This window comes from Bacillus sp. LQ01, from assembly GCF_057624735.1.
On record NZ_JBYEZL010000002.1, the window covers coordinates 812,828 to 825,813 of the forward strand.

General features: G+C 33.3%; 10 protein-coding genes and 1 riboswitch. Of the genes, 5 read left to right on the forward strand and 5 right to left on the reverse strand.

Annotation, left to right across the window (positions count from 1 at the left end):
- Nucleotides 1-18 precede the first annotated feature (18 nt).
- From metE to AC22L0_RS16735, 3 genes are all read right to left on the reverse strand, one after another.
- Entirely contained in the window at nucleotides 19-2,307 is a 2,289-nt protein-coding gene (gene metE, locus AC22L0_RS16725) for a 5-methyltetrahydropteroyltriglutamate--homocysteine S-methyltransferase (protein ID WP_001007604.1), read from the reverse strand.
- Between the two features lie 128 nt (nucleotides 2,308-2,435).
- Nucleotides 2,436-2,623, reverse strand: a riboswitch (cobalamin riboswitch).
- 195 nt (nucleotides 2,624-2,818) lie between these two features.
- The gene (locus tag AC22L0_RS16730; RefSeq protein ID WP_000062063.1) at nucleotides 2,819-3,376 is read right to left on the reverse strand and encodes a PadR family transcriptional regulator; all 558 of its coding nucleotides are present in this window, start codon (nucleotides 3,374-3,376) and stop codon (nucleotides 2,819-2,821) included.
- A gap of 229 nt (nucleotides 3,377-3,605) precedes the next feature.
- Complete coding sequence (locus AC22L0_RS16735) at nucleotides 3,606-5,147, reverse strand: MDR family MFS transporter (RefSeq protein WP_000449898.1); 1,542 nt, start codon at nucleotides 5,145-5,147, stop codon at nucleotides 3,606-3,608.
- Between the two features lie 413 nt (nucleotides 5,148-5,560).
- On the opposite strand from AC22L0_RS16735, the gene AC22L0_RS16740 reads away from it, so the two are divergent.
- Nucleotides 5,561-6,061, forward strand: a complete 501-nt coding sequence (locus AC22L0_RS16740) for a hypothetical protein (protein ID WP_000708120.1) — start codon at nucleotides 5,561-5,563, stop codon at nucleotides 6,059-6,061.
- A gap of 31 nt (nucleotides 6,062-6,092) precedes the next feature.
- Here the strand turns inward: AC22L0_RS16740 and AC22L0_RS16745 are convergent, their stop codons facing one another.
- Nucleotides 6,093-6,326, reverse strand: a complete 234-nt coding sequence (locus AC22L0_RS16745; RefSeq protein ID WP_000939446.1) for an SPP1 phage holin family protein — start codon at nucleotides 6,324-6,326, stop codon at nucleotides 6,093-6,095.
- Between the two features lie 165 nt (nucleotides 6,327-6,491).
- Here AC22L0_RS16745 and AC22L0_RS16750 point away from each other — a divergent pair, with 165 nt between their 5' ends.
- Together AC22L0_RS16750 and AC22L0_RS16755 are read left to right on the forward strand one after the other, a co-directional pair.
- On the forward strand, nucleotides 6,492-7,145 hold the full coding sequence (locus AC22L0_RS16750; protein WP_000680811.1) for a diguanylate cyclase domain-containing protein: 654 nt from the start codon (nucleotides 6,492-6,494) through the stop codon (nucleotides 7,143-7,145).
- A gap of 614 nt (nucleotides 7,146-7,759) precedes the next feature.
- Nucleotides 7,760-8,422, forward strand: a complete 663-nt coding sequence (locus AC22L0_RS16755; RefSeq protein WP_000922482.1) for a YkyA family protein — start codon at nucleotides 7,760-7,762, stop codon at nucleotides 8,420-8,422.
- A 31-nt stretch (nucleotides 8,423-8,453) separates the two neighbouring features.
- On the opposite strand, the gene AC22L0_RS16760 is transcribed toward AC22L0_RS16755, so the two are convergent.
- Nucleotides 8,454-8,912, reverse strand: coding sequence for a YkyB family protein (locus AC22L0_RS16760; protein WP_000804862.1), 459 nt, complete (start codon nucleotides 8,910-8,912; stop codon nucleotides 8,454-8,456).
- 141 nt (nucleotides 8,913-9,053) lie between these two features.
- Between AC22L0_RS16760 and AC22L0_RS16765 the strand changes: the two genes are divergently transcribed.
- Together AC22L0_RS16765 and AC22L0_RS16770 are read left to right on the forward strand one after the other, a co-directional pair.
- Nucleotides 9,054-10,628: a Ppx/GppA family phosphatase gene (locus AC22L0_RS16765; RefSeq protein WP_050552234.1), complete on the forward strand. Its 1,575-nt coding sequence runs from the start codon at nucleotides 9,054-9,056 to the stop codon at nucleotides 10,626-10,628.
- A 108-nt stretch (nucleotides 10,629-10,736) separates the two neighbouring features.
- The gene (locus AC22L0_RS16770) at nucleotides 10,737-12,845 is read left to right on the forward strand and encodes a polyphosphate kinase (protein WP_000421677.1); all 2,109 of its coding nucleotides are present in this window, start codon (nucleotides 10,737-10,739) and stop codon (nucleotides 12,843-12,845) included.
- The last annotated feature ends 141 nt before the right edge of the window (nucleotides 12,846-12,986 follow it).

Genomic DNA, 12,986 nt, shown 5'->3' on the forward strand with positions numbered 1-12,986 from the left:
AAGGATAACCCATTTTTGTTATGCGTTTGTTTTTAAAAGGGAACGAGCATCTTTCGCTGCTTGCACCATATGTTCTAAAGCTGGAATAACTTCTTCTGTTCTTCTCGTTTTTAAACCACAATCGGGATTAATCCAGAAATATTTAGGATCACATACTTCTAAAGATTGTTCTACGATTTTATACATTTCATCTTTACTCGGTACACGTGGGCTATGAATATCATATACACCTAGGCCAATGCCTTTTTCATATGTTGTATGTTTTAATGTATCAATAAATTCTCCGTGACTTCTTGATGTTTCGATAGAAATTACATCTGCATCTAATGCGCGAATCGCGTCAACAATATCTTCGAAGTTACTGTAACACATATGAGTATGAATTTGTGTTTCATTTGCTACAGAAGAAGTTGCTAAAAGGAAGGATTGTACTGCCCATGTAATATAAGCATCCCAATCTTTTTCTTTTAGTGGCATTCCTTCACGAAGTGCGGGCTCATCGACTTGGATTACTCTAATTCCAGAAGATTCAAGTAGTTCAATTTCGTGACGAAGAGCTAGTGCAATTTGATACGAAACTTCTTTTCTTGGAATATCATTTCGAACGAAGGACCAATTTAAAATTGTAACAGGTCCGGTTAACATTCCTTTTACAACTTTCTCTGTTAAGCTTTGTGCATAAACTGTTTCCTTAATAGTCATGCCGTTAATAAAGGCTACATCACCATAAATAACAGGTGGTTTTACGCAGCGGGAACCGTATGATTGTACCCAACCGTTTTTAGTGAATGAGAAACCAGCAAGGCGCTCACCAAAATATTCGACCATGTCAGTTCTTTCAAATTCACCATGTACAAGTACATCAAGCCCAATTTCTTCTTGGTAACGAATCCATTTTTCTGTCTCTTTTTCAATAAATTGTTCATATTGGTCATTTGAAATAACACCGTTACGCCATTCTTTTCGCGTTTGACGAACTTCAGTTGTTTGCGGGAAGCTACCAATAGTCGTTGTTGGTAATAGCGGTAACTCTAGAGCAACTTGTTGTAATTCGTATCGTTTTTCAAATGGAAGAGGACGTGAAAAATCTTCTTCTTTTAGTGCTGTTCGTGCTGCTTTGACATCTTCTCGGTTACGTGCAGCAGATGAACGAATTGTATGATGTACGTTTCGATATGTTTCCAGCTCATTACTAATGCTTTCTGTACCTTGAGTGAGAGCGGAATGAATAAGAACTAACTCTTCTAATTTTTGATTTGCAAATGCTAACGCATCAAACAGCTCAGTCGATAAGTGAGTTTCTTCTGTTTTATCGATTGGTGTATGCAATAAGCTACAAGAAGGCTGAACGATGATATCTTTCGTTTGGACTTGTTTTTGTAACGTTGTAAATAACTCAAGAACTTCATCAAGGTCAGCTCTCCAAATGTTACGGCCATCTATACAACCGACAGCTAAAGTTTTATCAGCTGGGAATCCATATTTTGAAATAGCATTTAGATTACCTTCTTTACCATGAATGAAATCTAATCCAATACCGGATACCGGGAATGTAATAATTTCTTCATAGTTTTCTTCTACGCTATCAAAATATGTTTGTAAAAGAAGAGTCGCATTTGGAACTTCTTTACGAATAGCTTCATAAATTTCTTTTGCTTGTTGAACTTCTTTTTTAGTTAAAGAAGCGAAAATCGGTTCATCAACTTGAATGGCTTGTGCCCCAGCTGCATGTAGTTCTGAAAGCAGTTGTACGTAAGGTGCAACTAACTGTTTTAAAATGTTAGGAAATTGTTCTTGTGTATAGCCTTTAGCTAATTTTAAGAAAGTATATGGTCCTAAAATAACAGGCTTTCCATCTACTCCTAATTCTTGTTTTGCCTCTTCGTATAAGCGAAGTGGGCGATTATCTTTTAAAGAGATTTGTAATCCCTCTTCATATTCAGGAACGATATAGTGATAGTTTGTGTTAAACCATTTTGTCATTTCGGAAGCTACGTGATCTTTAGAGCCACGCGCCATTGCGAAATATACATCAAGGTAAGATGTAAACTCAGAAAAACGTGATGGAATAAATCCTAGCATATAGGCAGTATCCAAAACGTGATCATAATATGTAAAGTCGCCAATTGGAATGAGTTCAATCCCTTTTTCTTGCTGTACTTTTACGTGTTGAAGGCGAATTTCTTTCATTGTTGTTAAAAATTGTTCTTCATCGATTTTATTGGACCAAAAAGCTTCCAATGTTTTTTTCCACTCTCGTTGTAGTCCGATACGTGGATAACCTAAGTTACTTGTTTGAATTGCCATTTTAAATTCCTCCCTAATTGAAAGTAAGCATTTCCGTTTACTAGGAAATACCTATAACAAAAAGTACAAAGACATAGAAAATAAGCCTTCCTTTTTGTTTTAACACCTCATCATCATCCGTGAATCTATCAGTGTTGTTAAAACAGGCAGGTCTCCTGACTTATGCTTCATATAATTTCTTTCACCTTCCCGTTTTCACAGTGGCACCAAAAAGAAATCTCAGCATTTACAGTGGCGGGACCGTGTTGGAGTTTCACCAAGCTTCCCTTTTAAACACGAAACGAAACTTTCGTGTACCTATTTTCCTTTTGAAAGGAATTTAACAAGCGATATGATATTGAAACAAATTCTAACACAATTTTTGGAATTTTGTCTACTGTTTTGAAATAAGAAAATTCAAAAGTTTTTATTTCTTATTATTATGACTTTTCATCCTGGATTAACTAATAATATTACAGTATAAAAAGAGAAATTGAGCTATGAAAGAAGTAGGGATGTCTTCTTTCATAGCTCAATTTTCATCTATAGCAACTTCTGAAAGTCGGCCTGCTATAGCATCTTTAAGGAGGGTGTTTAGCCATTGTAATTCAACTGTAATATGCTCAATTACACTTTGCAAAATATATAGTTGTGCACGTGGAACCTTTCCTTTATTACAATCATATATCGTTTGCATAGTATGTAAATATTGAAGAGTATCGTTTTTCTTTTTTTCTAAAATAGGAACTAATTCGTGATCATTGCTAAAGTGAGCGAAAGATAAGGCTGAATAAATAGGTTTATATATTTGGTTTTTGGCTTCGAATTGTTTTAATAGTAAAGTATGGAATAGTTTTTTGCCTTCTTCTGTTATATGAAAAATCGTTTTGTCAGGTCGATTTGTGTCTCTAATTACATTTGTAATATGAATTGCGCCTTGCTTTTCTAATTGCTCGAAGGCGTAATAAAGTGATCCTTTAGCATATTTAATGTAACAATCCATTTGTCGTTCTTTCATAATATGCTGCACTTCATATGGATGTTTATCTCCTTCGAGTAGCAAGCCGAGAATGACTAATTTCATGCTCATGCTGTCTCAACTCCTGTATATAAAAACTTTATCCAGTAAGATCCCCACCCAAAAATTCAGCGGAAGCAAAGAAGTTAGGTGGGGATTAACTGCCCGTAAAAGCCCGATTGGTGAGGGCTAATAATCAGTGGGGGATGAACACACCCCCCCACTGATTAAAGTTTCACTTTATACATATTATAAACGGCATATCCTTTTTCATAAAGGAATATGCCGCTTCTTTTTTATATTAACTAACTTGCTTTTGTTTTTCTTTCTTTTTAGGGCCTGTAAAGAGGCGTTCATTTCCCATAAGTAAAATACAAATAATACTTAGTACAGCCGGGATGAGTGCCCAGAAGAATGTATTCGCAATAGATGTAGCGAGAGCTTCTTTAATACCCGCTAATATTTCAGCAGGAATTTTTGCGGTAGCGCCTGGTGATAATAAGAAACTTGTGTCTCCGCCTTTTGGAGCTAATTTTGCTAGTTCAGGGGGAAATACAGAGTTTAGTTTATCTGTAAAAATATGATTTTGAATTGTACCGAAAATCGTTACACCAAGAGTCATACCGAGTGATCGGAAGAATGAGTTTGTTGATGTCGCCGAACCACGGTCCCGCATTTCCAACTTGTGAATAGAAGACATACTTAATACTGAGAATGAGAAACCAACACCAAGCCCAGCGAGAATCATAAATAGTGTTACGAGTAAACGAGGTGTGTCCATTGTTAAAGTACTTAATAAATAAATACCAAGAACGAAGAAGACACCAGATACCATCATAATGTTACGATAGCTTGTTCGAGAAGCTAATTGTCCTCCTGTTTGACTTCCAATTACAGAACCAACCATCATTGGTGTTAAAATTAATCCAGCATTAGAGGCGGAACCTCCAAGAACGCCTTGAATGAAGATTGGAATATAAACTGTACAGATAATAAAAGCGGCACCATAGAAAAAGGCAACTCCTTGGCTAGCTGCGAATAAAGGTTTTTTAAATAGATGGAACGAAATAATAGGCTCGGTTGCTTTTCGTTCTACAAAGAAGAAAATAATAAGCGTAATAAATACTGTTGTAAATAAGCCAATAATTACAGTGGAATTCCAGGCATATTCCTTACCACCAAGTTCTAATGCGAACATTAAGCAAACGATACTTATGACAAGTGTAATAGCACCAGCCCAATCAATTTTTTGTTTTCTAAATTCTAGAGACTCACTGTAGTATTTAGTAATGAAGAAAAAGGAGATAAGTCCTAATGGAATATTAATATAGAAGACCCAATGCCAACTTATATAGTCAGTAATATAAGCACCTAATAAAGGACCGAATACACTAGATGTCCCAAAAACAGCACCGAATAGTCCTGTCATCTTCCCGCGTTTTTCTGGTGGGAAGATATCATACATAATTGTGAAGGCGATAGGCATAAGGGCACCACCACCGATACCTTGAATAGCTCTATAAATACTTAATTGCTCAATACTTGAAGCTGTTCCGCAAAGAGCAGAACCGAATAAGAAAAGAATGAGGCCACCAATATAAAAACGTTTCCGCCCGTACATATCAGAAAGTTTCCCGAAGATAGGCATCCCTGCCATTGTTGCTACCATATAAGCTGATGTGACCCAAACAAACTTATCAAATCCTCCTAGGTCTCCAACGATTGTTGCCATTGCGGTTGCAACGATTGTATTATCCATTGCGGCCATTAATATACCAAGCAGTAAACCAGCAACAACAAATTTTGTCTTGTTGGCGTCTTTTTTTAATGGTTGAGTTTCCAAATATAACCCTCCTTTAGAAATAAGTAAACTATATTAAGTTTTGAGTGCAGTGGATAAAAAATTTTAAATGTATAGTTGATTTTAATTCCTTTTCCATAAGTGCACTGATATGCCATAAAGAATATTATAGTCAAATTTGACTATAAGGCAAACTTTTTCTTCCGTCAAAATATTCTTTCGTATGAGTAGAGAACGAGTGAGCCATACTGAATATTGCTATAAAGGAAATGAAGTAAATTGTAAAAAAATTTCATAAAGAACACCTTCTGTTAATAGATGAAAAATGGTTTTTTCTTCATATTGTCGAATAGGATAAAAGGAAGAGAAATATTAAACATTGCTTGTAGCAAGCTTTAGTGATTTGGGGAATTCATTGTGTGTATGTTACATCTGAAATGAGGTGAATATATATTATGAAAATATGGGGACGAATTTCGGATACAGGAAAGTATTCAATACCGCTACAACCAGTATTGTGGATTGACGGATCGAAAAAGGAAAACGAATTTCCTCAAGTAGCCGTTACATTACAAATTGGTAGTATGTATACAGAACAGTTTTCGTATGAATTGACCTACGATGTAAACGACATACTTATTATGCGAATTGAAGTGGAAAATAAAGGGGTAGAAATGATTTCGAGAGTTGTTGTAAGTCATATGATTCGAGATTACTTTGCTTATATTCCTAATTCTTTAAAAGTTGATAAGGGGATAAGTGAGTTTTTATTCCAGCTTGTTAGATGGCGAATTGATGATTTGTTACCGAATGAGAAGGTGGAACTACGTTGTAAAATAAAAGCTAATAAAGATAAAGCTCTTAAACAAACATTCTTTCAGGCTACATATACATTTCAAGATAAAGAGATATCATATGGCCCACTGCAAACAAATGAAGTTGTTGTGCGTCAATGATAAAAAGGAACCTGTACAAAAGGTTCCTTTTTTAGTGAAGGTTGTGTTTTTTGAGTATTTTCTTTTGCTCTATTCCTTTTTTTCCTACATAGTTATTTTTGTAGCCAAAGTATAGAATAAATAAAAATGAAACAACATTAACAATAGCGTCGATTTGATCGTTTGTAATAAAGTGTATGCCGAAAGAGGTAAATAATAATTTTAATGATAATAGAAAACCAGCTAGTAAACGCATAGCATCTGATAGATTCTCTTTTTGTAGCATATAGATTACTCCTTTCTATAAAAGTTATATTATATATATATATGAAATAGAGTAGAAAAGGTATACAAGCTTAAGCAGAAATGTACATTGCATATGTACATTTTTTATTTTGTAGAAAAACATTATTGATATAGAAACATATATTGGTATAAAAGGGGGAAAAGTATGAAACATAAAGGGAAAATTAGTGGATTATTGCTTGGCAATACTGTGGCAGTTACAGAATGGATTGCACTTCAGGATGTAATTGCAAAACTGGATTCACGATCATTTTATACCGTCTTTATTATTTATATATTGCAAATGATACTAAGTTATTATTTTGGACATTGGTACGATAAAAGAGCGAACGAGCGTATGGGTATGGAAGTAGGAGGAATGGCAAGCAATGATTTTGTTGTTGATTTTTTTGGGAAAGTAGCTGCTTTATCTGAAAGAGATTCTCGTAATATTACAGTGTACATTCTTTCTGTAAAAGAATGGGAAGGATTAAAAGACACGTTGCAAGAAAAAAAGTTGGGAGTATTAGTACAAAAATTAGAGAGTACCATTGTAAAGACAATTCGGAAGGGCGATGTTGTTACAAAGTGGGATGAAAATAAGTACGTTATTGTAGCAATTGATAATGGTCATGAAACATCAACAATAACAAAACGATTAATGAAAAATATTGAAAGTGAAATAGAAGGTGATTTACTCAGTGTCACTCTTTTATTTGGAGCAGCTAGCTATCCAGTAGAAGGAAAAACGTTTGAAGAACTGTTGAGAAAGTCGCAAAATCAATTGTACCAGTATAGAAATTTGCAAGAAAATGAGTGAAGCTTTGATTTGAAGATATATGATAGGAAGATGTTTTATTTGTAACATTTTTTTGACTTTTATTACAAAAAAACGCCACGTTTGTAATAAAAGTCTTTAAAAATATATGAAATAAGCATATAATTATGATGGTAGTGTCAATGCAATTTGCACAGTGTGTTTTATTTTAAAAGTGTAGAGGAAAGCAAGCTCTACACTTTTCCTTTTTAGGAAATGAAAAGAATATTTGTAAGTTGTTGCGAGATATCGATTGTACTGTGTAAAATGAACAAAGAGATTAATTGATAGAAAGCTGGAAAGGGAATGATAGACGTGAGAGCGGAGCGATCACCTTTTATCAGGTGAACTATTATAGTCTTATTAAGACTGAGGTGAAATTCCGTGGACATTAAAGTAATACATAGTGTAAACAGGCCTTAAAAAACACGAAGTAGTATACTTAAAGATGGATATGGAATTGCTAAATAATTCAAAAAGAATAATGTAATATCAAGTAATAATTTGTACAAACAATATTAATGATCTTCGTAAAAAAGATGCGAGTGTATAGAACAATTACATATTTTATAACTTTTTTATATTACACGATGGTCGTTTATAAGTAGGAGGAAGAGATGTTGAAATATAGTAAATTAGCAATTGTAACTGCATTATCAATGATTTTATTAGCCGGTTGTTTCGGTCCGAAACCAGAAGAAGAATTATATGTAGCGTTTGAAAACGCTGCTAAACAAGAAAAAACAATGTTTGAAGATGCAAAAAAACTTGAGACTTTAGAGAAAGAAGGACAAGAATTATATAACCAGATTGTTCAAGAAGGAAAAGATAATAATCAAACTGTTAAAGAAAAACTGAATCAAGCAGTGAAAAATACAACTGAACGAGAAAAAGTGCTTGCAAAAGAAAAAGAAGTTTTAAATAAAGCGCAAGAAGAAGTGAAGTCAGCTGATAAGTATGTGAAGAAAATTGAAGATAAGAAATTGAAAGATCAAGCTGATAAAGTGAAAAGCACGTATGAGAAACGACACGATTCATTTAATAAAATGTATGACAGCTATGACAAATCTTTAAAACAAGAAAAAGAGTTATATACAATGTTACAAGATAAAGGTACTAAATTAAAAGATATTAGTGAAAAAGTAAAAGTAGTAAATCAATCTTATAAGGATATTGAGTCAGAAAAAGATAAATTTAATGAATTCACAAAGTCTTATAATACAGAAAAAGTAGCTTTTTATAAACAAGCAAATATTAAAATTAAAGAAGAGAAAAAATAAAACAGTTTGGCCTACACTTGGCCAAACTGTTTTATTTTTTTGTATAAGTACGACTATACCATGGAACAGGTTCACTTAATTTTTTTTCTTGTTTTAATGCTTCAGGACCAATATAATCTTGAATTGTTTTTTTTGCCACTGTTAAAGATAAGGTTGTTTTCGGATTTCGATAGGAGGATTCAAGATGACCAAGATGCGGTAGAATTCGAAAATCTTCTTTCGTAGGAGGGATGTGGAAAAAATAATCGCCTAAACGTATAAGGACATCAGATTGTTGTTGGCTAAAACGTGGGTTTCTAGAAAAATGTAATCCTTCTTTAATTGCTTTTTTTTCAGCAATCAAACGTTCTAAAGCTGTCTTTTTTAACCAGTATAAATATTTAGGATTAGTAGCTGCTTTAGCATGACGATTCACAACGAAAATAGATTGAGCTAGTCGATTAATAGAATGTTGGTTTTGTAATTGAGATTGTGGTTGTGAAGGTTTCATATTGAATCTCCTTTCAATTTTTCATTATTATACCATAAATAAAATAGGTATTTATTATACGCAAAAAGTGATTGTATATATTTTCAATATTAAAGCAATATTGTTACAAAAAACAACTATTTTGTATAATAGTAATAGAATATGTTTTTGAAATTTGATAATGAAAGAGTGAGAAGTTTGAAAGAAATATTAAAACAACAGTATGCCATTATAGATATTGGATCTAATACAATGCGTTTAGTTATTTATGAAAAGCAAAATGGAGGTTTTTATAAAGAGATTGAAAATACGAAAGTTGTTGCTAGGTTAAGGAATTACTTAATTGATGGTGTGTTGAATGAAGAGGGAATAGAAGTATTATTACAGACATTATTTCAATTTCAAGAAAGTACAAGATTCCATCAGTTGCATCATGTACTTTGTGTTGCAACAGCAACAATTAGACAGTCGGAGAATCAAGAGGAAATTAAAAAGCTTGTTGAAGGACAAACGGACTTTACTCTTAGAGTATTATCAGAGTATGAGGAAGCGCGTTACGGATACTTGGCGGTTATGAATTCTACATCGTTTTCAGAAGGAATAACGGTAGATATCGGCGGGGGAAGTACAGAAGTTACATACTTTAGAAATAGAGAGATTTTAGAGTACCATAGTTTTCCATTTGGGGCACTTTCTTTAAAGCAACAATTTATTAAAGGGGATATTCCTACTAAAGATGAGTTAGAGGGAATGCAACAGTATTTAGAGTTTCAATTTCGAACGTTACCATGGTTAATCAATAAGAAATTGCCTCTTATTGCAATTGGTGGTAGTGCTAGGAACTTAGTGAAAATCCATCAAAATTTAATATGCTATCCTATAGCAGGATTACATTTATACAAGATGAAAGAAGAAGATATTGAAAGTGTAAAAGATGAATTGGAAAAATTGTCGTACATAGAACTTCAGAAATTGGAAGGATTGGCAAAAGATCGAGCAGATACGATTATTCCAGCGGTTGAAGTATTTCATACACTTGTTAATGTTATAGAGGCACCGGCATTTGTATTAAGTAGAAAAGGGTTAAGAGAAGGTGTTTTCTATGAAGAGTTGACAAAAGATTTGGGGATTTCATATTATCCGAACGTAGTTGAAGAAAGTCTGCATTTACTATCACATGAATACGAAATGGACATGGAATTTGTTATTCAGCTTATTAAACATGGAAGACTAATTTGCAAACAACTTGAGGAAATAGGGCTTATTTCTATGTCAGTAAAAGACTGGGAAGTGTTCCATCAAGCAGCGAAAGTATTTAATATAGGCAAATATATAGACGAAGAAGCAAGTCGTTTACATACGTTTTATTTATTAGCGAATAAGACAATTGATGGCATGATGCATAAAGATCGAGTAAGGCTAGCGCTTATTGCATCGTATAAATCAAAAATGTTATTTAAACAACATTTATCTCCATTTGAAGGTTGGTTTGATAAAAGCGAACAAAAAAAAATCCGCCTGTTAGGAGCTGTTTTACAATTTTCAGCTACTTTAAATGTAAGGCAACGATCGCTTATTGATACCATATCTATAACAGAAAACGAAGAAGGATTAACATTTAAAGCTTTATGTGAACAATCGGCATTAGCGGAAAAAGTGCAGGCTGAAAAACAAAAAAAACAGTTAGAAAGAGTGTTAAAAACGAATATTAACTTGTTATTCGAACTAAAACATTAGGTTGTACGGATGTCTTTACAAAAAAATTACACTTTATAATATTGTAATTTGCTAAAATAAAAGTAACTAAATTATAGTGAAAAAGTTTCAAGGGGAAGTGTGAAGAGAATGGAATTATTGAAGGGGAATGCAGTAAATTTAAATGATACAGCTTATTACAATAATCGAGAGTTAAGTTGGTTAGCATTTAATGAACGTGTCTTACAAGAAGCGCAAGATGCAAATAATCCACTTTTGGAAAGATTGAAATTTATTAGTATTTTTAGTTCGAATTTAGATGAATTTTTTATGGTACGTGTAGCGGGATTAAAGGATCAAGTGAGTGCTGGATTTAATCAGCCAGAAAATAAAGCTGGCTTAACACCAAAAAAGCAATTAAATAAAATTGCGATAAAAGCCCATGCACTAATGACAGTACAATATGATACATTTAAAAATTATGTATTACCAGCGCTTGAGTTAGAGGGAATTGAACGTTTAACATTCAATGATTTGACGAAAGAGCAGCGAGAATTTATAGAAGAGTATTTTGATGAGCAAATTTTTCCGGTGTTAACTCCTGTAGCTATTGATGCATATCGCCCATTTCCAATGTTATTAAACAAAAGTTTGAATTTGGCTACTCTTTTATATGATGAGAAGCAAGCGGAAGAGGAAAACAGGACGAAGTTAGGAATTGTGCAAGTTCCTTCATTACTTGAGCGCTTCATAATTTTACCGAGCGAAGGGCAAAAGCATAAATTTATTTTATTAGAAGACGTAATTAGTAGCTTTACTCATAAATTATTTACGGGATATACAGTATCATCTGTTACTCGTTTCCGTATTACACGCAATGCAGATTTAACGATTCATGAAGAAGGTGCGAGAGATTTATTAAAGGTAATTGAAAAAGAATTAAAAAAGCGTAAGTGGGGGGCTGCTGTTCGTTTAGAAGTTGGGAAAGAACACATTGATGAAAGAGTACTAGCGTTATTATATGAGGTTCTGGAAGTAAAAGATGAAGATGTATATATAATGGATGGTCCATTAGATTTAACATGTTTGTTTTCTTTATATAAAAAACTAGCTCCTTTATATGAACATCTTGTATATCCGGCTCTTATTCCGCAACCACCTCAAGATTTAGGTGATGAAGAAGATGTATTTGAAAAAGCAATTGAGCATGATATTTTATTACATCATCCTTTTGAATCATTTCAGCCGGTAGTTGATTTTGTCCGTGATGCGGCGGACGATCCGAATGTACTTGCGATTAAACAAACGTTATATCGTGTAAGTGGTGATTCACCGATTATTCAGGCGTTAAAGATAGCGGCTGAAAAGGGAAAACAAGTGACAGTATTAGTTGAATTAAAGGCAAGATTTGATGAAGAAAACAATGTTCATTGGGCTAAAGAATTGGAACAGGCAGGCTGTCATGTTATTTACGGTGTAAGTCACTTGAAAACACATAGTAAAATTACATTAGTTGTAAGAAGAAAAAACGGAAAAATCGAAAGGTTCGTACATCTCGGAACTGGAAACTATAATGATGCAACAGCGAAGTTATATACTGATTTTGGATATATTACATCAAGAAAAGACTTTGGGGTTGATGCAACCAATTTCTTTAATTATTTAAGTGGTTATACAACAAAGCCACATTTTCATCATTTATCGGTTGCTCCATTTGATATAAGAGAGCAATTTATAGATTTAATAGATGAAGAAATCCGTTATCATAGGCAATATGGAAATGGATATATTATCGCTAAGATGAATTCATTAACAGATAAACCATTAATTAAAAAAATGTACGAAGCATCACAAGCTGGAGTAAAGGTAGAGCTCATTGTTCGAGGGACATGTTGTTTAAGACCTGGCATTCCAAATGTAAGTGAAAATATTCGTGTAGTTAGTGTTGTTGGAAGATACTTAGAGCATAGCCGTATTTATTATTTCCATCATAATGGGGAGGAGAAAATATATTTATCTTCAGCTGATTTGATGACGCGAAATATGGAGAAGCGAGTGGAAATATCTTTCCCGATATTAGATATTGAAATGAAGGCACGAATTAAGGCGATTTTACAGCTTACATTAGCTGATAATGTGAAAACACGTGAACAAAATAAAGATGGTGATTACTATTATGTTATTAATAGTAGTACAGAAGAAATTGATAGCCAAGTGAAGTTGTTTAAGATGGCATATCAAAATACAGACGCTGAATAATGAAAAAAGTAAAAACCTCTTATGTCAATAAGAGGTTTTTACTTTTTTCTACTCATATGCTCCAAAAATGGAAGGATGAGTAGAAACAATAGTTTTATTATAAGCGTGTAATGAGATGGCTCGTTGAGAGAATAATATTTG